This window comes from Streptomyces sp. DvalAA-43, from assembly GCF_900091725.1.
Taxonomy (GTDB): Bacteria; Actinomycetota; Actinomycetes; order Streptomycetales; family Streptomycetaceae; genus Streptomyces; species Streptomyces pulveraceus.
The window spans coordinates 13,315-34,879 of sequence record NZ_FMBW01000088.1 but is presented as its reverse complement, the minus strand read 5'-3'; the positions used below and the strand labels follow the sequence as shown (position 1 = coordinate 34,879).

Annotated in this window: 24 protein-coding genes, 1 pseudogene and 1 riboswitch; of the genes and pseudogenes, 11 read left to right on the top strand and 14 right to left on the bottom strand. The window is 68.9% G+C overall.

Annotated features, from left to right (window positions below; genetic code table 11):
- Window positions 1-38: 38 nt before the first annotated feature.
- Window positions 39-103: riboswitch (Fluoride riboswitch) on the bottom strand.
- 354 nt (window positions 104-457) lie between these two features.
- Window positions 458-1,024, top strand: a complete 567-nt coding sequence (locus GA0115234_RS37045; protein WP_093550550.1) for a hypothetical protein — start codon at window positions 458-460, stop codon at window positions 1,022-1,024.
- Between the two features lie 50 nt (window positions 1,025-1,074).
- Here GA0115234_RS37045 and GA0115234_RS37040 read toward each other — a convergent pair whose 3' ends face one another.
- Both GA0115234_RS37040 and GA0115234_RS37035 read right to left on the bottom strand, forming a co-directional pair.
- A complete protein-coding gene (locus GA0115234_RS37040; RefSeq protein WP_141718531.1) occupies window positions 1,075-1,944 on the bottom strand; it encodes a helix-turn-helix transcriptional regulator in 870 nt (289 codons plus the stop codon).
- A 56-nt stretch (window positions 1,945-2,000) separates the two neighbouring features.
- Window positions 2,001-2,477: an SRPBCC family protein gene (locus tag GA0115234_RS37035; RefSeq protein ID WP_093550546.1), complete on the bottom strand. Its 477-nt coding sequence runs from the start codon at window positions 2,475-2,477 to the stop codon at window positions 2,001-2,003.
- A gap of 44 nt (window positions 2,478-2,521) precedes the next feature.
- Between GA0115234_RS37035 and GA0115234_RS37030 the strand changes: the two genes are divergently transcribed.
- Complete coding sequence (locus tag GA0115234_RS37030; RefSeq protein WP_093550544.1) at window positions 2,522-3,166, top strand: TetR/AcrR family transcriptional regulator; 645 nt, start codon at window positions 2,522-2,524, stop codon at window positions 3,164-3,166.
- Window positions 3,167-3,337: 171 nt separating this feature from the next.
- On the opposite strand, the pseudogene GA0115234_RS42025 reads toward GA0115234_RS37030, so the two are convergent.
- Window positions 3,338-3,478 (bottom strand): annotated as a pseudogene (locus tag GA0115234_RS42025) (peptidase C39 family protein); the annotation flags it as partial.
- 289 nt (window positions 3,479-3,767) lie between these two features.
- Here GA0115234_RS42025 and GA0115234_RS44545 point away from each other — a divergent pair.
- Together GA0115234_RS44545 and GA0115234_RS42665 are read left to right on the top strand one after the other, a co-directional pair.
- Complete coding sequence (locus GA0115234_RS44545) at window positions 3,768-3,935, top strand: helix-turn-helix domain-containing protein (RefSeq protein ID WP_107405842.1); 168 nt, start codon at window positions 3,768-3,770, stop codon at window positions 3,933-3,935.
- Between the two features lie 180 nt (window positions 3,936-4,115).
- Complete coding sequence (locus GA0115234_RS42665; RefSeq protein ID WP_176729382.1) at window positions 4,116-4,280, top strand: hypothetical protein; 165 nt, start codon at window positions 4,116-4,118, stop codon at window positions 4,278-4,280.
- 107 nt (window positions 4,281-4,387) lie between these two features.
- Here GA0115234_RS42665 and GA0115234_RS37025 read toward each other — a convergent pair whose 3' ends face one another.
- The 4 genes from GA0115234_RS37025 to GA0115234_RS43985 form a co-directional block, all read right to left on the bottom strand.
- Window positions 4,388-5,023, bottom strand: coding sequence for a hypothetical protein (locus tag GA0115234_RS37025; RefSeq protein WP_093550542.1), 636 nt, complete (start codon window positions 5,021-5,023; stop codon window positions 4,388-4,390).
- A 724-nt stretch (window positions 5,024-5,747) separates the two neighbouring features.
- Window positions 5,748-7,058, bottom strand: a complete 1,311-nt coding sequence (locus tag GA0115234_RS37020; protein WP_256088905.1) for a cytochrome P450 family protein — start codon at window positions 7,056-7,058, stop codon at window positions 5,748-5,750.
- 156 nt (window positions 7,059-7,214) lie between these two features.
- Window positions 7,215-7,976 carry an SDR family oxidoreductase gene (locus GA0115234_RS37015; RefSeq protein ID WP_093550634.1) on the bottom strand — a complete coding sequence of 254 codons (762 nt, stop codon included), beginning with the start codon at window positions 7,974-7,976 and terminating at the stop codon, window positions 7,215-7,217.
- Window positions 7,977-8,157: 181 nt separating this feature from the next.
- Window positions 8,158-8,283, bottom strand: coding sequence for a hypothetical protein (locus tag GA0115234_RS43985; protein WP_256088904.1), 126 nt, complete (start codon window positions 8,281-8,283; stop codon window positions 8,158-8,160).
- 51 nt (window positions 8,284-8,334) lie between these two features.
- On the opposite strand from GA0115234_RS43985, the gene GA0115234_RS37010 reads away from it, so the two are divergent.
- The 5 genes from GA0115234_RS37010 (at window position 8,335) to GA0115234_RS36985 (ending at window position 12,223) form a co-directional block, all read left to right on the top strand.
- Window positions 8,335-8,520, top strand: a complete 186-nt coding sequence (locus GA0115234_RS37010; RefSeq protein WP_093550540.1) for a hypothetical protein — start codon at window positions 8,335-8,337, stop codon at window positions 8,518-8,520.
- Window positions 8,521-9,830: 1,310 nt separating this feature from the next.
- Window positions 9,831-10,124 carry a hypothetical protein gene (locus tag GA0115234_RS37000; protein WP_093550536.1) on the top strand — a complete coding sequence of 98 codons (294 nt, stop codon included), beginning with the start codon at window positions 9,831-9,833 and terminating at the stop codon, window positions 10,122-10,124.
- 91 nt (window positions 10,125-10,215) lie between these two features.
- Window positions 10,216-10,866 carry a response regulator transcription factor gene (locus tag GA0115234_RS36995; protein ID WP_093550534.1) on the top strand — a complete coding sequence of 217 codons (651 nt, stop codon included), beginning with the start codon at window positions 10,216-10,218 and terminating at the stop codon, window positions 10,864-10,866.
- A gap of 404 nt (window positions 10,867-11,270) precedes the next feature.
- Window positions 11,271-11,702: a hypothetical protein gene (locus tag GA0115234_RS44540; protein WP_365351765.1), complete on the top strand. Its 432-nt coding sequence runs from the start codon at window positions 11,271-11,273 to the stop codon at window positions 11,700-11,702.
- 62 nt (window positions 11,703-11,764) lie between these two features.
- Window positions 11,765-12,223 (top strand): tyrosine-type recombinase/integrase, encoded by a 459-nt coding sequence (locus GA0115234_RS36985; RefSeq protein ID WP_161275735.1) that lies wholly within the window; start codon window positions 11,765-11,767, stop codon window positions 12,221-12,223.
- Here the strand turns inward: GA0115234_RS36985 and GA0115234_RS36980 are convergent.
- Complete coding sequence (locus tag GA0115234_RS36980) at window positions 12,171-13,529, bottom strand: peptidase C39 family protein (protein WP_093550528.1); 1,359 nt, start codon at window positions 13,527-13,529, stop codon at window positions 12,171-12,173. The genes GA0115234_RS36985 and GA0115234_RS36980 overlap by 53 nt on opposite strands.
- A 175-nt stretch (window positions 13,530-13,704) precedes the next feature.
- Between GA0115234_RS36980 and GA0115234_RS36975 the strand changes: the two genes are divergently transcribed.
- Window positions 13,705-14,334 carry a uridine kinase family protein gene (locus GA0115234_RS36975; protein WP_093550632.1) on the top strand — a complete coding sequence of 210 codons (630 nt, stop codon included), beginning with the start codon at window positions 13,705-13,707 and terminating at the stop codon, window positions 14,332-14,334.
- Between the two features lie 361 nt (window positions 14,335-14,695).
- A complete protein-coding gene (locus GA0115234_RS36970; RefSeq protein ID WP_176729383.1) occupies window positions 14,696-16,606 on the top strand; it encodes an AAA family ATPase in 1,911 nt (636 codons plus the stop codon).
- Between the two features lie 73 nt (window positions 16,607-16,679).
- Here GA0115234_RS36970 and GA0115234_RS36965 read toward each other — a convergent pair whose 3' ends face one another.
- From GA0115234_RS36965 to ribH, 6 genes are all read right to left on the bottom strand, one after another.
- On the bottom strand, window positions 16,680-17,786 hold the full coding sequence (locus GA0115234_RS36965) for a hemolysin family protein (protein WP_093550524.1): 1,107 nt from the start codon (window positions 17,784-17,786) through the stop codon (window positions 16,680-16,682).
- Window positions 17,783-19,147: a hemolysin family protein gene (locus GA0115234_RS36960; RefSeq protein WP_093550522.1), complete on the bottom strand. Its 1,365-nt coding sequence runs from the start codon at window positions 19,145-19,147 to the stop codon at window positions 17,783-17,785. The genes GA0115234_RS36965 and GA0115234_RS36960 overlap by 4 nt, the downstream gene beginning before the upstream one ends.
- Window positions 19,148-19,340: 193 nt before the next feature.
- A complete protein-coding gene (locus tag GA0115234_RS36955; RefSeq protein WP_093550520.1) occupies window positions 19,341-19,805 on the bottom strand; it encodes a PH domain-containing protein in 465 nt (154 codons plus the stop codon).
- Window positions 19,806-19,840: 35 nt separating this feature from the next.
- A complete protein-coding gene (hisG, locus tag GA0115234_RS36950; RefSeq protein ID WP_093550519.1) occupies window positions 19,841-20,689 on the bottom strand; it encodes an ATP phosphoribosyltransferase in 849 nt (282 codons plus the stop codon).
- 63 nt (window positions 20,690-20,752) lie between these two features.
- Window positions 20,753-21,025: a phosphoribosyl-ATP diphosphatase gene (locus GA0115234_RS36945; RefSeq protein WP_018524273.1), complete on the bottom strand. Its 273-nt coding sequence runs from the start codon at window positions 21,023-21,025 to the stop codon at window positions 20,753-20,755.
- Window positions 21,026-21,059: 34 nt separating this feature from the next.
- On the bottom strand, window positions 21,060-21,545 hold the full coding sequence (ribH, locus tag GA0115234_RS36940) for a 6,7-dimethyl-8-ribityllumazine synthase (protein WP_093550517.1): 486 nt from the start codon (window positions 21,543-21,545) through the stop codon (window positions 21,060-21,062).
- Window positions 21,546-21,565: the final 20 nt, after the last annotated feature.

Genomic DNA, 21,565 nt, shown 5'->3' with positions numbered 1-21,565 from the left:
CGCGGTGGGCGTGGGCATGGCTCCTCCTGGTCGCAGTACGACAACCAGGGACCGTCAGCGGTCATCGACCGCGGTTGCGGTGAGCCCCATCACCGGCACGCTCGGCGTGCACTTCCAGTGTGCGCCTCCCGCACGGCTCCAGCAGCACGGCAGGGCCGGGTCACGAGTTCCGTACGCACGCTCCCTCAGCACAGTCGTCGGGGAGGATCGCCGAGCATGCCGGGCTGAGCATTACCCGGCCGATCTCGTACCACGTCAAGGGCAGGACCGGGCCCCGGTCGACGCCGTGCTGGGCGAGACCGACGGGACCGGAACCAGCCGTGTCGGCGGGCGTGGCGGACCGACGACGAACGTACGCACTTGTGCGTATCGCGAGCCCCTTCTTGCTCCCTCATGGCCATGCCATCCTGCCGCTCGGGGCCCGAAGACCTCGGGCCGGAAGGAACGGGAGAGAGCGATGCTGCGTAAAACCGCCACCCTTGCCTCCGTATGCGCACTGCTCACCGGCTTCACCGTCGCCGGTACAGCGTCGGCCGCCGCACCCTCCGGGGAGTCCCGGGCCGCGACCTTCGCGGCTCAGGCGCACAAGGAGGGCCTCACCGATGCGGACGCCGCCGCCCTTCAGCGCCGAGTGGACGGCTATCTGACCACCATGGGCGGGAAACAGGTCGCGGCCAACAAGATCGACCTCGGCGGCGGAAGCTCCGTCGTGCTCACCCTGCCCGGGGAGAAGCGCGCACGGGAACTCACCGGGACGAAGAGGATCCTCGACAGCTGCGACAGCAAGACCTTCTGCGCCTTCCAGAACTCGCAATGGTGGGGCGACCAGATCCAGATGTACAGGTGCGACGACTACATCATCCCGTGGACCACCATCGGATCCTGGATCAACAATCAGACCACCGGGACCGTCGCCCAGTTCAAGGACAACACCGCAACGGTTCGATGGGTCGATGGCGGGGCCTTCGCCCAGGACGACACGGCCGACTGGAGTTGGGTGCTCTTCGTCAACAACTGCCGGTGAGCGGCCCGGCGAGCGCCCCCGGTGTGCAGGGGGTGGGCGGTCCGGAGCCCTCACGACTCCCGGTGTGAGGGGCAGGGGGTCGACAGCAGTCCGCTCAGCCGGGCACTGTGCACGGTGGAGAGCCGGTCGCGGGTACCGAGCTTGCGGTAGATCCGCTCGATGTGTTTGTTGACGGTGCGGGCACTGATGCCGAGCCGTCGGCCGATCGCGGTGGTGGTGAGGGCGTCCGCGAGGAGGAGCAGCACCGTCGTCTCACGGGGTGTCAGCCCGTACGGTGCCGCGTCCGCCGGCATGGGCGCCCGGCAGTCGTGACAGCCCGACGACACGGCAGCCGCACCGGCGCGCCACTGGCTGAGCAGGATGCGCTGCCGGTCCACGGCCACCAGGAGCGGCTGCACCTCGATGCCGTAAGCGAGGGCCGCCGGGCCGAAGACCGCGTCAGGCCGGAACAGTACGTAGCCGCGTACGGGCGCGTACGAGCCCGGCAGCGGGATACCGAAGGCGAAGCGCCGTCCGGGGGCGAAGCGGCGCACATCACGCAGGTGCTGGAGGCGGCCCAGTGCATCTGCCGGTCGGGGGCTGGAGTCTCCCGTCGAGGTGTAGTGCTCGGCGAACGGGCGGCCGAGCCTGATGAGCCGACGGGCCTGCGGCTGGTCGAACTCGGATCGCGCTGCCGGGACCGCGACGATGGACATCGCGCCTTCGTCCGGCCGCCAGTCGCTCTCCTTGCACACGGCGGCTTCCGCGTCGCAGGCCCTCAGCAGCTCCGCCAGGACGAGGGGGTGCAAGGCGTCGGGGTCGCGTTCGTGCATGATCTGGACAGCGAGGTCCCGCATCCTGCGCAACTGCGCCGCCGCGCCGGTCATCGTCTCGCCCCCTGCCTCGAACCGCTCCGCCCCCGGATCCCGAGTCTCCCCCACAGGCGGACACCGGCTCGCGACGGTGGCGGGTTCACGCCGCCCTCGTGACGAAACCGCTACGGGACGGGCGGGGCCTCGGACCGCGCCGCCTCTTGCGCCAACGCCTCGGCCAGCCTCAGCATCACCGTGCGGTTGGCCCGCCTCATCACGGCTCGGACGGCGGGGGCGAACAGCCGGTCGGAAAGCGGGGCGCGTGCCCAGGAGTACGTGAACGAGATACGGCTCCCGCCGGTCGCCGAACCCTCCACCAGGTAGGTCCCGTTCGCCTGCCGTCTCCCGGCCGCGCTGGTGTTCCGCTCCACGATGCGCCGGGGCGCCCGCGCCTCGACGACCTCGATCGTCACGTCCGTCCGCCGCCCACCCAGCGTCGCCGTGACCGTCGCGCGGGAGCCGACGCCCCGAGCGGGTCCGCTGTAGCGCCAATCGGTCAGGTAGTGATCGGTGAACCGCTCGTGGTGGGCCATCACATCAAGGAAGTCGTAGACCTGCTCGGGCGTCTGCGCCACGTCGGTCGACACGATGACGGGTCTCATGTACCGAACGGTACATGAGATGTACCACTTGGTACACTCCCGGCATGGAGAGCAGCGACGACCGGCGGACCGAAGACGGCGAAGGTCCTCGTCAGACCGGTGACCGGCGCGCGCGGATTCTCGATTCCGCGGTGGACCACGTGGCCGCCCACGGTATCGCCGATCTGAGTCTGCGCCGCCTCGGCGCGGGAATCGGCGTCAGCCACCGCATGCTGATCCACTACTTCGGCACCAAGGAACAGTTGCTGGTCGAGATCGTCCGGGCCTCCGAGCGACGCCAGCGCGACCTGCTCTCCCGGCTCCGCGCCGAGCCCGGTCTCTCGCCCGCCGATGCCGCCCGGAATCTGTGGCGGCAAATGGCCTCCCCCGAACTCTCCGCCCAGACAAGGCTCTTCTTCGAGCTGTACGGACAGGCGGTTCAGGGGCGCCCCGAGGCAGCCCCGGTCCTGGACGGTCTCATCACCGACTGGCTCACCCCTCTCGCCGCCGTCGAGACCGCCGGGGGCACCGATCCCGACACGGCCCGCGCCCGCGCCCGCCTCGGGCTCGCCGTCGTCCGCGGGCTCCTGCTCGATCTGCTCGCCACGGGCGATCGCGACGGCGTCGACGCGGCCATGGAGGAGTTCCTCGCGGTGTACTACCCGGCCGATGCGGGCGACGAGGCCCCGGTCGCACCGAAGAGGCCATGAGCGAGCCGCGACCGCCAGAACCGCCCGGGTCCGGAACGCCCCGCCCCGTCTCCGCATCCCTGCCGGCGCCCGCATCGGCGCCCTCCCGGTGTTTCGGCCGGTCACTCCGCCTGCGCCCGCGCCGCGGGATACGGCCGCCTCCCCCCGGGGCGGCCCTGGCGCCGCGCCCGCTCAGAGCAGGCCGAACGACCTCAGCACCCGGCGCTGGGCCGGACTCGGGCGAGCGGGCCAGTAGAGGTAGCACACCCCGTCCGTGCCGCTTCTGACCTTGCCGTTCGCGTCGTAGCGCTTGGTGCGGAGCCAGATGTTCTCCAAATGGGAGGGCGATCTTTGACACGTATCGCCCTCCCACACAAATGAGCAGGTCAACGGCATGGAGCGCGTCAGACTCATCGGGCGAAGAACCCCTCGTGCTGACCTGGTGCCGGGTTCCACTGGAGCCCATTCCGGCCCGTTCGGGTGCAGCGTGCTGGTTTCGTGCTGACCGGCCCACGGTTCCCGGGGCTCAGTCCTCCACCCGTTTGGTACGGCCGTCGTTCCTCACTACCATCCGTCGCGAGCAGCCGAAGCAAGCCAATTGGGGTTGTCTGTGCGTGAGCCGATGCGGGACGTAAGGGAGCTGGCCACTCTTCTCGGTAAGCCGACTTCATGGGTTTACGACAATTACGTCAAGGAAGGAGTTCCGAGCTTCCGAGTAGGCCAGCAGCTGCGCTTCTCTCCAGCGGAAGTCCGGCTGTGGCTGGAAGAACGGTGCCGAGTGGCCACGTGAACGTCAAGTACAAGGAGACCGCGCGCGACGGGCTCGCGGTCAGCATCATCAGGTACTAAGCCTTTCGGCCATGACCAACGCCCAGGGCGACCGCACGATTCGCCTCCACTCGCGCAGAGAGCACCCCAGCATCCGTTTGCCGCTGACCGTCTGACGCGGTTCACCTCCGCTCGAGCGGAGGTGAACCGGCGAGCGGGCGCCGAGAACACCGCCCTCAAGCAGCGCGTCCGCCAGCTCACGGCCGACAACCGTAACCTCGACGAGCGGCTGAAGGCCGCCCGGTCCAACCTCCGCTTCCAGGACCGGCGGGTCGCCGACCTCGAAGCCCAAATCGCGGGCACCTGACGACCCGGTGCAGGGCCGCTACGTCCGGCCCGATGGCCACGGGGACAATACCGTGGTCTCGGACCGGACAACACGGCAGACTCCGCGCATTTGCGACGCCTGACAGGTCAGCCGTCATCGGTCGTCCGCTTCCGGTGGCGATCAGGGTCGTAGATCGCGGTAAGAAACGGCGTGATTCCCAGGGCATAGAAGCCGTACTCCAGTTGCTGGTACCACGCTCGTTCCTTCTCAAGCTCCTTGGACACCTGAACGGGTACTCCGCCGGTGTGGTCGCTGGTCGACACCATGACGACGAACGACGTGCCCTCGTCTGCTGGGTCAGACGGATTAGCAATCACTGTGAAGTCCCAGGTTGCTGCGCCGGGGACGTCCGAGCCGGCATCCAGGCACCGCAGGACGAACGTCGGCTGTCGCAGCAGTACTCCGCACTGTGCCCGGATCGCCATCGCCCTCTGTCCCACGATCCGCCAGGGTGGCTCCGGGCCCGTGTGGTGAACGTCGGAAAAGAGTTGGTCCCGCAGTTCCGAGTACTTGGCGGCTGTCTGAGCGAAGGCCCTTGTGCACTCGGCCAGTTGATGTCTGGTGTCGCAACTGTCGAGCAGACCACCCAGTGAGTGAAGTCTGTCCCGGATCCATGGCTTGAGGAAGCGTTCAAGGGCACCCAGCCGGTAGGCGTCCTCGGCAGACTCAGCAACCAACAGCGCACCACGCGCCAAAGCCTGATATCTGTCTGCGAGATCCATCGGCTCCCCTCCCCGAGACGACAATCGCCTCTCACCGTATCGATCAACAAACCGACAGCGAAGGCTGATCGGACAGAACGCGACGGTCCGTTGCAGTGACCCGTTCCCGGCACCCTTGGTGACAAGCAGCGAGCCGATCTTGTGACGCACACTGCGCCGCGGGACTCTGCTGCGCACGGTCGGTGACCTCCTAGACCGCACTCGCGCACGCGAGTGCACCTACCACCGACGCCGGCGTCAGAGACGCCGGGCCCGATTGACCCCCGTCGAGTACGAGACCATCATGACCCCAGCCGCAGCCCTGGCTGCATAAACCCGCTGTCACCCAAGCCTGCAGCAGTCCCCACCGACGTCCGTCAAGGACCGATGGCACACAATCAAGGTGCGATGGCACAGGACAACAGCCACATGCCTGTGACTGAATCAACCCGCCAACACGGTAAGGGGCGTGCTACTTGGCCACAGTGGCCAAGTAGCACGCCCCTTTAGCCCCGCACCCCGCCGAGTCTGCTCACGAGAAAGCGCCCTGTTCAATTGCTGACCTGGCTTTTTTACAGGCCAGGAATTGAACAGGGCGCTGATCACATGTACGGGTAAGACGGCAAGAGTGACTGCTGACTCAGTGAGCGTCTGGTTCGCCTATCAGCGACCCGTCCTCGGCCCAGGGCGCTCCCCGCGTTCGGGGACGGGCGCCCGACGTTGATCCGCCGGACAGGACCAAGCCCTACCGCTGGTGGCCGGGGGCGCCGGTCGCGGGGGCGTCAGGGAAGAGGCGTACGGGAAGTGCTTTGAGGTGCCAGTTGACGGGGTTGGCGCCGCGTGGCAGATCTGCCGGGTCGGTGGCGAAGCCCAGACCGGGGAAGCGGTCGAGCAAGGCGGCCAAGGCCACGGCGGCCTCCTCCTGCGCGAGGTGTGCGCCCAGGCAGCGGTGGGCGCCGTGCCCGAATCCGAGATGAGACTGCCTGCTGTGCCGAGAGCGGCCGACATCGAGACGGTCAGGTTCTGTGAAGGCGGCGGGGTCACGGTTCGCGGCGGACACGATCGGGAGAACGGCTTCCCCGGTCCGAACCGGAGTGCCACCGACGGTGGTGTCGCAGGTGGCGTAGCGCGGCAGCGCGCGCACGACGGGTCCGCAGTAGCGCATGAGTTCGTCGACGGCGTGGTTCATGAGCGTGGGATCTTCACGCAGAGCCGCGATTTGGCCGGGGTTACTGAGGAGCGCTTCGGTGCTGTTCGCGATGAGGTTGACGGTGGTGATGTGCCCGGCGACGACCAGGTTGGTGATGAGAGCGACCAGCTCGTCCGTGCTCAGCCGGTCGCGGTGATGGGGTGCGAGCAGCTCGGAGATGAGATCACTGCCGGGATGGGCGGCGTGGAGATCGACGAGGGCGTGCGCGTCCTCGACCATGCCGGCCAGCGCGGCTCCCAGTTCGTCACCGCAGACGCCGGCGGTCAGTGTGGCGCTCCGGGTACGCCAGCGATCGCGGTCTGCCTCGGGTACGGCGATGAGCTCGCAGATGACAGTGATGGGCAGTGGGCGGGCGAAGTGTTCGATCAGGTCGACCACGCCGTTCTCGGCGTGGTCGGGAAGCCGATCCAGCAACTGGGCGGCGATGGCCTCGATCCGCGGGCGCAACGCCGCCACCCGGCCCGGAGAGAAGGCCGCGGTGACCAGACCACGCAAGCGGCGATGGTCCGGGCCGTCCGCGTCGAAGATCCCGGCGCGTAGGTACTTCTCGTGCCCCGTGTACATACCGCGGGCTTGCCAGGTCTGTTCGGTGCGGTGGGCGACCGGTGCGCCGGGAACCTGTGTGGCGTCAATCGTGAAGTGCGGGTCGCTCATGACGGTGCGGATGTCGTCGTGGCGGGTGGCCACCCACATGGGGTCGACCCCCTGCACATGTCCCCGCACCATCTGCTCCTGCTCACGAACAGGACCGTAAGCGGTGAACGGGTCGCGGACCAGTTCCTGGTCAGCCAGGTCCAGTAGCTCGCCATCTGCCGCGATGGTGGTGCCTTCGTCGTGCACGGTCACGTCGGGCCTCCCAGAGGTAGGTATTCCGTGACAAGCATCATCAAGGCCGAATCACTCCCTATGCGGCGATAGGGATTTCAATCCTCCGAAAGAATGCACCTGATGCACCTGCGGCATACTTCCGGACAGGTACTCGCTCAATGCTGGGCGGATGCGTCACAGGGCCCGCAGGGCGCCGCCATCGATGTGGATCATGCTGCCGGTCACATAGGACGCCGTCGGCGACAGAATGACGGCAGCCAAGCGTCCGAACTCCTCGGGTGATCCGTAGCGTCGCAGCGGGATTGCGGCGATTCGCCCGGCGCGCGCCCCCTCAGGATCGCCGTGCGCCCGCTCCAATTGTTCGAGACGATCGGTCGCGATCGGGCCGACGACGAAGCCGTTGACCCTGATACCACGGGGACCCAGTTCATCGGCCAGCGTCTTGGCCGCCATGGCAAGCCCCGGCCGCAATCCGTTCGAGATTCCCATATTCGGCAACGGGGATTTCACGGACACGGACAGCACGAAGCCGATCGCCCCGTCGGCCGGGAGTACGGGCGCGGCGGCACGGGCAAAGCGCAATGCGCCGAGAAAGACCGACTCGAAGGAATCCCGCCACTGCTCATCAGTGATCTCGGTGATCGGCCCCGCAGGCGGCCCGCCCACACTGATCAGCAAGCCATCCAGACGGCCGAAGCGCCGCAGCGCCGCAGCAACCAACTGGTCTGCCGCACCGGCGTCGGCGTTGTCGGCGGCCAGACCCAAGACGCTCTCGGGACTGCCCAATACCGCGACGGCTTCATCGACAGCGCCTTGGTTCCGCGAGGAGACCACCACCCGCGCGCCTTCGTCCACAAGCACGAGGGCGGCCGCGAGGCCCAGCCCCTTGGTCCCGCCGGTAACCAGAAAAACTTTGCCGTCAATTCCCAAGTCCATGATCACTCCGCTGTGTTCAGACGTGCAGGGCGCCCCTCATCCCACTCACTAACCGACGATGAAGGAAAAGCGCGCCCTGCGGCGGCCCCGGGGCAGATCCCGGGACCGCCGCAGGAGAGCGGTGTTCGAGTCGGGCCGCCTCGAACACATGCGGGCGGGTATCGATGGTCCTCAGCGGGCCCTACTCCTGCCCGAAGTCCTCGACGACCACGGAACCACTCTGCGGCAGCAACCTAGCCACGAACCCATCACGCGGGGGTTCGCCAGGCAGGTTCTCCACGATCGCGGCGTCCCGTGCAATCGCCATCGACCACCCACGGGTCCTGCTGAGTCAGGAGGCGAACCCTCCACTCCCACGGTGAAACTCGAACGGTTCATCGACATCGTGGACCCGAAGGGCGAGGTGATACCCGAACATCAGCACCGCCAGTTCCTCCAACGAGCCTTTACGCACACATGCCTTCGGCCGCTGCCGAACGGCATCCAGCAGGTCATGAACATCCCGCCGGTCTTCGACAGGCCGTACCTTCAACCGTCCACTTGACGTCCCCACCACATCCTCCCCCAGCCAGCCGGCATAAGCAGCAAGCCAACCCGCCACCTTGACAAACTACATAGGGCCCTCGCCGGCGCGGGGACTTCCCGGCGGACTGGCCTTCCCCGTCCGCGATCCGGCGCGGCGCGCGTTCCAGGTCCGCCTGGGCTCATCGAATCCAGAATGACCACCACTGGTGGAAATGGAGCAAGACCGAAGGCAACACGTATGCCCTCCGCAGCGTGGGCACCGGACGTTGCCTCAGCATCAATGACTACACCATCGTCGCCGCCGTCTGCGACAGCACCAAGAGTGAACAGCGTTGGAGGGTCAACGCTGACCGCAAACTCCAACGTCTGGTACTTCGAACTGTTCAGTGCCAAAAACGGCCGTTACATCCAACTGGACCGCCGCAACGGCAGCATCGGCGGCAATGCCGGATACGGTGGCACGTTGAAGGCCCCTCTCATCCAGCAACCGGCAAGTTGGCGGGAATCCCGCTGCCCGCACCGGCGGCCGCCGCACCCTCGGCGCCATCCTCACGCGCCTCGCTCTGTCCACCGTCCTCGCCAGAATCCCCCCGCGCCTGCCCCGCCTGCGCCACGCAACACGCAACACACTGACCGCCAACGAGAAGGTGACCGGCGGATTGCGCGCGCTGCCCGTCACCTGGTGACCTCCGAACGAAAAGGCACCACCTGTAATCCAGAACTGAGGTCCAGCGACCCCGGCAGAAGGTGACGCCTGCCTGCCGCAGCGCGGCCCGCCCGGCTGTCGGCCTGGCTTGATGGTGGTCTGCCCGCTGGCCCTGGCGTTGACCTTCCGCCGCTGCGGCTTGCCGGGGTTGTCCGCGCAGGACATCATCCGGACGTCGTCGGCGGCGACGGCCTTGAGGCATCCGCCGCCCGAGGACTCCATCTGGTAGACCCCGGCGGGTTCTAGAAGCTGCCGTCCTCGGCGCCGATCGCGCCGTTGTGGTCCACCATCCTTACTACGCGCCCCGCTCATCGACTGGACCCGCCAGGTGTTGACCCCCGGGGCCCTGGCCAGGTACCAGCGGCTGCCCGCCAGCCTTTGGGTCATGTCCCGCCCGCTGAACGCTTACGGGTGGACTTCATCGCTCAGCACGGCCGGTACGCCGATGTCACCTCTGCACTCAACGGCACCGAACACCTGCACACCGGGGATATCTGCGTGGCCTTCGCTGACAACGTGGATCCGAGCCACTCGGGGCTCTCCGAACTCATGGCCGCAGCCACTCCACGCACCCCGCGGTCCTCGCCCGACCGTTCGACTTTGAAACCGCAGGCAGCCACGGAGTGATCATCCGCGCCGGCACCGGACCGGACTGCGCCATGGCCGGGCTCGTCGAGAAGCCCGACCGCGCGCACGCCGCGCGACTGGCCGCGCATCACGGAACGGATCGCCTCCGCCTGCTTCAGGGCCGAGTCCGGCTGACACCTGAACTGCTGCACCACCTGCGCGCAATCGCGCGACACTCCGCCTCGGAACCGAAGCTCTCCGTCGCCCTGGCCGCTTACGCCCGCAATCACTCTGTCCGCGTCGTCACCAACACCAACCCCATGATCGACCTCGGCACCCCAGACACATGAACCGCAGCCTGGGCAGCGGCTCCGCAGCCACTTCGACCTTCTTGTCCCCACCCCGCGTGCCCCGATCGCACAGAAGAGAGCAGCCTGCGGCATGTCCCTTCCCACACCACGAGTGTCCATTGCCGTCCAGGCCGATGAGCCGGTCTCCTTGGCCGGAATCACCGACCTGCTGCGTCGGCGGTCCGAAGTCAGCGTTCTCTGCGATGCCCATCCGGACGAGGCGGACGCGCTCGTTCCCGGTGTGATGGTCGTCGTGGCCGATGCCGTCGACGAGACGACGCTGAACCGTCTGCGCCGCATCCAGCACACCAGCACCTCGCGCACCGTTCTGGTCACCACGGACATCGACGAACAGAAGCTGGTGAGTGCCGCCGAGTGCGGGGTCGCCGGTGTGGTCAGGTGCTCCGAGGCGACTCCGGAGCGTCTGGTGCGGGTCATCGGGACGGTGGCGCGGGGCGAGGGCCATCTCCCGTCCGACCTGCTGGGACGGCTGCTGGAGGAGGTGGGTCGCCTCCAGGGGCAGGTGCTCGGTCCGCGAGGTCTGCACTTCACCGGTCTCGCGGCGCGCGAAGTGGATGTGCTGAGGCTGGTCGCGCAGGGGTACGACACCGTGGACATCGCGACGAGGCTGGCCTACTCCGAGCGCACCATAAAGAACGTGCTGCACTCGGTGATGACCAGGTTGCAACTGCGGAACCGGTCGCACGCTGTGGCGTACGCGATGCGGCAGGGGCTGATCTGAGCCCACCCGCGCGGGGGGCGTCAGCCGCCAGCCACCCGAACCAGGCTGGCGGCTGACATGCACAGCTACCGGCGGCAATCTCTCGGCGCGATAGCCACACAGAGCGCCCGCCTACGAGCCTCTTTCTCTTAACCATTTGGCGCGGCCGGAATCATCGACTGCAACACCACCTACGGCGAACAGTCCTAACCATCAGGAATTGACGTAGAGACAGGTGAACGAATTGGCTCAGATAATCGACCAGGGTTCTGGCGCGTCGCGCAAGCGGTGGACTGTCCGATACAGGGAGCCGGGCAGGCGCACAGCGCGGGAGCGGGAGAAGTCGTTCGATCGGAAGAAGGACGCGGTCGACTTCGCCACCAAAGCAGAGAACGACAAGCGAGAGAACATATACGTCGATCCCAGTGCCGGCAAGGTCTCGTTGCGCTCGTACGCCTCGGATTGGCTTGCGCAGAAGACCGCTTTCCGCTGGAACCCTTGAGTCCTACGAGCGCATCCTCCGCCTCCATATCGTCCCTCACCTGGGGCGCAAGATGATCTCCCAAGTCACTGCAGGGGACATCGAGGGCCTGTACGCGCGTTGGCACCGGGAGGGGGCAACTCTCAGTACCATCGAGTCCCGCCACATAGTCCTCTCGGCCCTCTTCTCCCACGCTGCACGCCGCAGGCAGATCCCCGGCAACCCGGTGAAACAGGCCGAGAAGTTGGAAAACCCTGTCATCCCCGTCGATGACAGGAGTCTTCCCAACTTCAACGAGATAGCTGCCCTGGCTCAGGAGATCGGCCCCCGTTTGTCTCCGGCTATATGGCTCATGGCCTGTTGCGGCCTCATATAGGGGAATCCCTGGGAGTCTTCCCCGAAGACGTTCGTGGCGGCACTCTGCGAATAAGGAGGCAAGTGATTCGCTACAAGGACGCCGACGGAAAGTGCACACCCCGGTACGCCCCTTTGAAACATCGAGAAGAAGGCGAGTGGCGCGATATACCCGTACCTAATTCCCTTCAGCCATTCATCGATGGACTTCCGGTCCGTAACGCAAGTGGCGGCCTGCCGTACCCCGATCTCCTGCGCAAGTCGTGGGATCGGTCCATCAAGCGACTCGGGCTGCCCGAATACAATCCGTACGATTTGCGACACAAGTGGGCCACCGTGACCTTGACGAGCGGCGTGTCCATTCACGAAGTGTCTCGCCGGCTCGGGCATCGCTCGATCAAGGTCACGGTGGACGAGCACGGCCACCTGAGTCAGGACGGCCGGGAACGCTGCCGTCAGGTGGTCGAGGCGGCCGTGGCGCCGCACATGCTCACAGCAGGCCGAGCGCCTTCAGAACCCGGTGCTGACTTGGTGCTGGGTTAGCGGGCCAGTACAGGTAGCACACCCCGCCCGTACCGCTTCTGACCTTGCCGTTCGCGTCGTAGCGCTTGGTGCGGAGCCAGATGTTCTCCCACTCCCTGCGCCGGTAGACCCGGCGCACGGCGTCGTCGTCCGGTGAGGCGGGGTCGTTCGCGATCACGTCGCCGTCCTCGGTGAACCCGATCACGGTCATCAGATGGCCGGAGGTCCCGTACCCCGCGCCGGTCAGCTCCTCCTTGAGGAAGGACTGCGATGTGATGGCCGGGATGCCCGCGCGGATCAGCGCCTCCAGGTCGGCGAGCGAGTCCAGCCGGGTCACCGCCGCGCTCATCTCGTCGTACGTCGCGGCGTACGCGGCGTTGAACGGCCAGTTGCCGCAGCCCTCGTACTGGTAGTCGTAGGTGAACCGGGCGGCATGGCAGACCTGCGGGTCGGCCAGGCCGGGCTCGACCCAGGCGAGGTCCTCGGCGGTCGGCCGGCGCCCCCAGTACTCGATGATCATCTGCGAGGAGGTGGGGCTGCACCAGGCCTCGCCGCCGTTGTCGTACTCGGGGTACTGACCCGCGTGGATGTTCTGCGAGTAGCGCGGCACCCGCAGCTCGCGGGCGAGGCGGGGGGTGCTGGCCGGGACGGTGAAGCGGTCCGGGATGTCGGAGGCCATCGCGCCGAGCCTCCGGACGGTGGGCGTCCGGCGGCTGCCCGGGGTGCGGTGGAGGGTGAGCCGCAGCCGGTACGAGACCAGCCGCAGTCCGCTCGCCGCGTCGTCCACCGAGAAGGTGTCGGTCCAGATGGAGCTCTTGCCGTCGCTCTGGTCGTCGACGGAGGTACGGCGGATGTCGCCGTCTCCGGAGGCCCAGCGGCCCATCACGTACCAGGGCGTCGAGGTGCCGTCCGAGTAGCGGCCCCGGAGCTCGATCTGGATCCAGGTGCCCGCCGGGGTGTGCGCGTTCCAGGAGGCGATCACCTCGGTCGCCGGGACGGTGGACCGGTGGACCGGCGAGGTCCAGGTCGCGTACTCCCAGGCGGCGGTCGTTCCGGTGTGCGGATCGGTGTAGTCGGTGCGCCCCTCGGCGTGACCGATCACCAGGCCGGGGCGGAGGCCGGCGACGACCCGCGTCCCGGCGCCGGAACCGGCCCGCCAGTCGGTGTAGGTGTGCCAGGCGTGGTTGTCCACGGCAGGGCCCGCCGCCGAGGGGGCCGCGGAGGGAGCGGCGGCGGTCGCGGGGCCGGCGGACGACACCGCGCCGGCGGTGGCCGCCGCCGCGAGCGCGGCGGTCAGCACGGTTCTGCGTGAGGTCGGTCTGTTCATGGGCTGGACCCCCGGTCGTAAGCGGAATGGGGCTGCACGTGCACGACAGTGCGCCAACTATCGCGGGTCGTGGCCGGATCCGGCCAGCGATTCGACTCGCGCCGATGAACCAATATTGGTCTGGTCCACTGGCGTGACCTGCGGCTGCTCCGGAGCGGCTCGTAGGCTGGTGGACATGAACGACCTCTCGCTCCTCGCCGCGCGGCTCCGCGCCCTGGCTCCGTCCTGCGGACCGGTCCGGCTGGTCGCCGTCGACGGCCACGCGGGATCCGGGAAGAGCACCTTCACCGCCCGCCTGGCGGCCGCCCTCGGTGACGCACCCGTGCTGCATCTGGACGATCTGGCCACCCACGAGTCCTTCTTCACCTGGGTGGACCGACTGCGCGAGCAGGTGCTCGGACCTCTGGAGCGCGGCGAGCGGGCGCGGTACGCGCCGTACGACTGGACCGCGCGGCGGTTCGGAGCGCCGCGCGGTCTGGAACCCGCACCCGTGATCCTGATCGAGGGGGTCGGGGCCGGTCGCCGGGCGCTGCGGCCGCAACTGGCCCGGCTGTTGTGGATGGACCTCCCCGCGGCGGAGTCCTGGGAGCGCGGCCGCCGCAGGGACGGGCCGGCGCTCTCGGAGTTCTGGGACGGATGGACGGCGGCCGAGACGGAGCACTTCTCGGCCGATCCCTCGCGCCGCCATGCGGACACTCTGGTACGGCAGTTGCCGATGGGGTACGCGTTGCTGGACGGCCCGGGAACCGCAGCAGGAACGAACCATTCCGTCACGGAACGTGAGCGCGGCACGGCGCCGTATTGAATGGTGAGATATCGCCCGGGAAGTACCCCAACTCTGCTTGACCCGAGGGCGGTACAGGTCTTACGTTCTCAATGTGCGGCTTTTCGGAGCCCCTCAAGGACACGAAGCCCCCGATTGTTCCCCCGTGATCGGGGGCTTCGTTCTGTCCTCACACCCCTCCGCCGCGCCGGACCGACGGATTCCGCTCACCCTGGGTCACGGCATCCCTTCGGCCTGCGCCGCTCTTAGTCGCACACTCCCTGCGCAGGTACGATGCCTCTCGGTGCGGTCAATTCCCGTCCGCGGCAAAGTGATTCGGCGCGCCCCGGTGGGCAGAATCGTGCGGCGGGACATCCTGGGGGCACGGTTTGTGGGGGACCAGATGGACAGCGGCACGCAGGGCGCACAGGCCCCGGCCGACCTCGCCTGGCTGCGCGGCGTGGACGCCTACACCATGGGCGCCTACCCACAGGCCGAAGAGGAGTTCAGGGCTGCGGTGCGCCTCGATCCCGGCATGGCGGACGGCTGGCTCGGCCTCCATGCGCTGAGGGTCGACACGACGACCGCGCTGCTGCGCATGTACCGCCATCGCGAGCGCTTCGGCGAGCAGCGCACCCGCCATCGGCGCACACTCAACTCCTGGTACTGGCTGGGCTGGTGGGTGCAGCCGGTGCTGGAGAGCGCGCGCGATCTGCTGCTCGCGCACGCCTCGCACTGGCTGGACGGCCGCCATGTTCCCGAGCTGGACCGGGCGCTCGCGGGCCTGCCGCCGGTGGACGCGGACCCGCAGGTCCGCTTTCTGCACGCCTGCCGCTCGTATCTGGTCAAGGACTGGGAGCAGCTCGTACGCAACACCGAGCAGCTGATGGACGATCCGCTGCTCGGCATCGAGGCGGGGCTGTTCGGCGGCATGGCACGGGTGCGCCTGGAGATGTACGGGCAGGCCGAGCCGATGCTCGCCACCGCCCTGATGCGCTGCCGCAGCGAGCAGCCGCAGCGCAAGGAGCTGCGCTACTGGCTGGCCCGTGCGCACGAGGGCACGGGTCGCAGCGCCGCCGCCCTGCCGCTCTACCGGGCGGTGCACCGCATCGACCCCGCGTTCATGGACACCTCGGCCCGGCTCGCCGCGATCGCGGACTACGACGGTCTGGAGGGCTCCGACGAGGCAGCGGGGCTGGCCGCCGTGTCACTGGCCGGGTTCGGCACGGACGGCACCGCCTCGGAGGCGCAGCCGGACGCGGATCCGCTGCTCGGCGATCCGCCGGACGGCCGGGAGCTGCGGCCCGGCGGCGAGGTGCCCGGCCTTCCGGGCACCGGTATGCCGCCGCCGTCCGGCGGGGCGCGGCGCAGGGCCGCGGTGCCCGGTCAGCCGCCGTCCCCGTTCCCGGCGGGGCCCAGCGATCCGGTGCTGCTCGCCGAGGCGCTGGCCGAGCTGGAGCGGATGGTGGGGCTGGAGCCCGTCAAGCGCCAGGTCAAGGCGTTGTCCGCGCAGCTGAACATGGCGCGGCTGAGGTCCGGCCAGGGGCTGCCGGTGCAGCCGCCGAAGCGCCATTTCGTCTTCTCGGGCCCGTCCGGCACCGGGAAGACGACGGTGGCCCGCATCCTGGGCCGGGTCTTCTACGCGCTGGGGCTGCTCGGCGGTGACCATCTGGTGGAGGCCCAACGGGCGGATCTGGTGGGCGAGTTCCTCGGCCAGACCGCGGTCAAGGCCAATGAGCTGATCGACTCCGCGCTCGGCGGGGTGCTCTTCGTCGACGAGGCGTACAGCCTCGCCAACAGCGGCTACAGCAAGGGCGACGCGTACGGCGACGAGGCCCTTCAGGTCCTCCTCAAGCGTGCCGAGGACAACCGGGACCACCTGGTCGTCATTCTCGCGGGCTACCCGGAGGGCATGGACCGGCTGCTGGCCACCAATCCGGGGCTCTCCTCGCGTTTCACCACCCGGGTGGACTTCCCGAGCTACCGGCCGCTGGAGCTCACCTCGATCGGCGAGGTGCTGGCGGCGGAGAACGGCGACGCGTGGGACGAGGAGTCCCTGGAGGAGCTGCGGTCCATCAGCGGCCATGTCGTGGAGCAGGGCTGGATCGACGAGCTGGGCAACGGACGGTTCCTGCGCACCCTGTACGAGAAGAGCTGCGCCTACCGCGATCTGCGGCTCTCCGGCTACGCGTCGGTGCCGAGCCGGGACGATCTGGCCACCTTGCGGCTGCCGGACCTGATGCAGGCGTACGGCGAGGTGCTGTCCGGCCGGGGGCCGGTGGACCGGGGGCCGCAGGAGCCGCCGGTCCTGTGAGCCCCGGACCGCCGGAGGAACCGGGCCGCCGGAGGACCGGCGACGGCTCCTCCGGCGGACCGGGACGGCGCGGCTAGCGGACCGATGCGGTGAGTTCGCCGAAGCCGGTCGTCGTGCTCGCGGGCTCCGCCGCCCGGCGCGGTACCGCGACCCGGTGGGCGGGGTCGCGCACCTCGCCGACGAGCGTCTCCAGGACATCCTCCATGGCGACCAGGCCGAGGATCCGGCCGGACGCGTCGGCGACCTGGGCCAGGTGCGTGGCCGCCCTGCGCATCACGGTCAGGGCGTCGTCCAGGGGCAGTTCGGCCCGTACGGTCGCCATCGGGCGCCATACGTGCTGGGGGACGGCCCGCTCGCCGTCCTCCAGGTCCAGGACGTCCTTGACGTGCAGATAGCCCATGAACGGACCGCCGCCCTCCGCGCACACGGGGAAGCGGGAGTAGCCGGTGCGTACGGTCAGCTCCTCGATCCGGTGCGGGGTGACGGACGGGTCCACGGTCACCAGGGCGGCCCGGCGGAGCAGCACATCGGTGACGGGCCTGCTGCCCAGCTCCAGCGCGTCCTCCAGCCGCTCCTGCGCCTCCGGCTCCAGCAGTCCGGCCTGGCCGGCGTCCTCGACGAGCCGGTTGAGCTGCTCGCTGGTGAAGACGGCCTCCACCTCGTCCTTCGGTTCGACGCCGAACATCCGCAGCACCAGCCGGGCGCAGGCGCCCAGCGCGGCGGTGACCGGGCGGCAGATCCGGGCGAAGCCGACAAGGCCGGGACTGAGCCAGAGCGCGGTCTTCTCCGGCGCCGCCATCGCGAGGTTCTTCGGGACCATCTCGCCGATGACGAGGTGGAGGAAGACCACGAAGACCAGGGCCAGGACGTAGCCGAGCGGATGGATGAGGCCCTCGGGCAGGTGGACCGCCTGGAAGACCGGCTCCAGGAGATGGGCGACGGTCGGTTCGGCGACGGCGCCGAGGGTCAGCGAGCAGACGGTGATGCCGAACTGGGCGGCGGCCATCATCTGCGGCAGGTTCTCCAGGCCGTACAGCACCTGGCGGGCCCGGCCCGACCCGGCCGCCGCGAGGGGCTCGACCTGGCTGCGCCGTACGGAGACCAGGGCGAACTCGGCTCCGACGAAGAAGCCGTTCGCCAGCACGAGGAGTGCGGCGAAGAGCAGTTGGAGCAGGCTCATCGCACGGCCTCCAGGACATCGCGCCTCACCGGGTCACCGGTGACGGCCTGCTCGGCCGTGCGTACGAAGCGGACCTTCTCGGCGCGGTAGTGGCCGACCTGGCGCACGGAGATCCGCCAGCCGGGCAGCTCGGCCCGGTCGCCGGGGGCGGGGATGCGTCCCAGCAGATCGGCGACGAGTCCGGCCACGGTCTCGTACGGCCCGTCGGGGACGTCGAGGCCTATCCGGCGCAGGGTGAGCACCCGGCAGCTGCCTTCGGCGTCCCAGGCCGGGCGGCCGTCCTCGGGGGCGGCGGGGGCCAGTTCGGGGCGGTCGGCGCCTTCGGCGTCGTGCTCGTCCCTGACCTCGCCGACGAGTTCCTCGATGATGTCCTCAAGGGTGACGACGCCGGCGGTGCCGCCGTACTCGTCGACCACGACCGCGATCGGCTGCTCGTTGCGCAGCCGCTGGAGCAGCTGTTCGACGGGCAGGGTCTCCGGGACCAGCAGCGGCGGTACGGCGATCCGTCCGGCCGGGGTGCGCAGCCGGTCCTGGGCGGGCACGGCGAGCGCGTCCTTGAGGTGGATCATGCCGACGACCTCGTCGATCCGCTCCCGGTAGACGGGAAAGCGGGAGAGGCCGGTGGCGCGGGTGAGGTTGAGGACGTCCTGAGCGGTCGCCGAGGACTGGAGCGCGCTGACCTTCACCCGCGGGGTCATGACGTGCTGGGCGGTGAGCCCGGCGAGCGACAGGGTCCGTACGAAGAGGTCCGCGGTGTCCTGTTCGAGGGTGCCGGCCTCGGCCGAGTGCCGGGCCAGGGAGACCAGCTCCCCGGGGGTGCGGGCGGAGGCCAGCTCGTCGGTGGGTTCGACGCCCAGCAGCCGTACCAGCCGGTTGGCCACGGTGTTCAGCAGGCTGATCACGGGCCGGAAGGCGGCGGAGAAACGGTGCTGGGGGCCGGCGACGAACCGGGCGACCTGGAGCGGCCGGGAGACCGCCCAGTTCTTGGGCACGAGTTCGCCGATCACCATCTGGACGGCGGAGGCCGCCATCATCCCGATCACCACGCTGACCCCGGGGACCGCGCCCTCGGGCAGCCCGGTCGCGGTGAGCGGGCCCTCCAGCAGCTGGGCGAGGGCCGGCTCGGCGAGCATGCCGACGACCAGTGAGGTGATGGTGATGCCGAGCTGGGTGCCGGAGAGCTGGAAGGAGAGTTCACGCAGGGCCCGGACGACGGTGCGGGCCCGCCGGTCGCCCTCGGCCGCGGCGCGCTCGGCGTCCGGCCGCTCCACCGTGACGAGCCCGAATTCGGCTGCCACGAAGAATCCGTTGGCGAGGATGAGAAGGAATGCCGCGCTCAGAAGCAGCAGGGGGGTGGTCATGCCGCCGCCTCCGGGGAAGGGGCGGCGCAGGTACTACCGGACGATCCGTCCATTGCTGGAAGGAGTCACTCCTTGGGTCGCAGGAAAGCCCCGCCGGTCCCGGTTCTCCTGGACCTCTGGGTGCGGGGCGGGGTGCACTGGTGCACCGCCGTTCTCCAGAGTAGTCAAGAACGGGCCGTACGGGGCAGGGGGCTCAGCCGTTGTCCGTTCCGGTGCCGTGGTTCTCGGCGAGGGCGCGGAGCGTACGGGCGTCGCGGATGGCCTGCTGCTTGGCGATTCCGGGCTGGATGCCGAGGGCGGGCATGCTGGTCCCGTCGCTGAGGTCGAGGAAGACCCAGGGGTCACCGGCACGCAGGTTGACCCGGAGGATCTCGGCCCAGGACAGCCGGCGCGTCCGGGTGAGATTGACCACGGTCACCCCGTCCTCGTTCGCGACGACCTTCGGGCGGCTGAGCAGCGCGAGCACGCCGAAGAACAGCAGCGCCGTGAAGACGAAGCTGGCCCGCTCCCCCGGGCTCAGCTGCTCCAGGGTCAGGGCGATGACGGTGAGGACGAGGAACATCGCCGCCCCCACGGTCAGCAGGACCACCCGGGTTCGGGTCGGCCGGAACGTGACCGGGAGGGTGGGGAGTTCGGGCCGGGGCGCGGGGGCGGACATGATGTTCTTCTGTCTTCCGGGTGGTCGCCCGGCCGTCAGAGGCGGCAGGCGTGGATGGCGGTGGTGAGGATGGCGCGGGCGCCGAGGTCGTACAGATCGTCCATGATCCGCTGGGCCTCCCGGGCGGCGACCATGGAGCGGACGGCGACCCAGCCCTCGTGGTGCAGCGGCGAGATGGTCGGCGACTCCAGGCCCGGGGTGAGGGCGACCGCGCGCTCCAGGTGCTCGACGCGGCAGTCGTAGTCCATCATCACGTAGGAGCGGGCGACCAGGACGCCCTGGAGGCGGCGGAGGAACTGCCGCACCTTGGGGTCGTCGTCGGGTGCGCCGGTGCGGCGGATGACGACGGCCTCCGACTTCATGATCGGCTCGCCGATGACTTCGAGTCCGGCGTTGCGCAGGCTGGTGCCGGTCTCCACGACGTCGGCGATGACCTGGGCGACACCGAGCTCGATGGCGGTCTCGACCGCGCCGTCGAGGTGGACGACGGAGGCGTTGACGCCGACGTCGGCGAGGTGCTTGGCGACGATGCCCTCGTAGGAGGTGGCGATCGTCTTGCCGTCGAAGTCCTGTGGGCCCTCGGCCGTGCCGGGCTTGGTGGCGTAGCGGAAGGTGGAGCGGGCGAAGCCGAGCTGGAGGATCTCCTCGGAGTCGGCGCCGGAGTCCAGCAGCAGGTCGCGGCCGGTGATGCCGATGTCGAGGCGGCCCGAGCTGACGTAGATCGCGATGTCGCGCGGCCGCAGGTAGAAGAACTCGACCTCGTTCTCGGGGTCGACGAGGACGAGTTCCTTGGACTCCTTGCGCTGCTGGTATCCGGCCTCATGGAGCATCGCCATCGCAGGCCCGGAGAGTGAACCCTTGTTGGGGACGGCGATGCGCAGCATGAGGTCAGGTTTCCTTTGCGAGGAGGGAGTCTTCTGCGGACGTATGCGGTGCGGGGGTGGTGCTCAGAGGTGGGCGTAGACGTCGTCGAGCGAGATCCCGCGCGCGACCATCATCACCTGGACGTGGTACAGCAGCTGGGAGATCTCCTCGGCGGCCGCGTCCTTGCTCTCGTGCTCGGCGGCCATCCAGACCTCGGCGGCCTCCTCGACGACCTTCTTGCCGATGGCATGGACGCCCTTGTCCACGAGCTCGGCGGTGCGGGAGGTGGAGGGGTCGCCGTTGGCGGCCTTGAGCTGCAGCTCGGCGAAGAGCTCTTCAAAGGTTTTGTTCGCCATGATGGTCTTAGAGTACGGGGTCCGTGCCCTGCGCTCAGCGCCAGGGCTCGCTGACGGTACGCAGTGTGGCGGCGGTGGCAACGGCCGCGGTGACCGCTTCGTGCCCCTTGTCCTCGTTGGAGCCTTCCAGGCCGGCCCGGTCGAGCGCCTGCTCCTCGGTGTCGCACGTGAGTACGCCGAAGCCGACCGGGACGCCGGTGTCGACGGCGACCTGGGTGAGGCCGTGCGTGACGCCGTGGGAGACGTACTCGAAGTGCGGGGTGCCGCCGCGGATGATCACGCCGAGGGCGACGATCGCGTCGTAGCCGCGGCCCGCGAGGACCTTGGCCACGACCGGGAGTTCAAAGCTGCCGGGCACCCGGAGCAGGGTCGGTTCGTCGATGCCGAGCTCGTGCAGGGCGCGCAGGGCGCCGTCGACGAGTCCGTCCATGACCTTCTCGTGCCACTGCGCGGCGACGACCGCCACGCGCAGGTCACCGCAGTTGCGTACCGACAGTTCGGGTGCGCCCTTGCCGCTCATGTCTCTCCTACCGCTCGTTT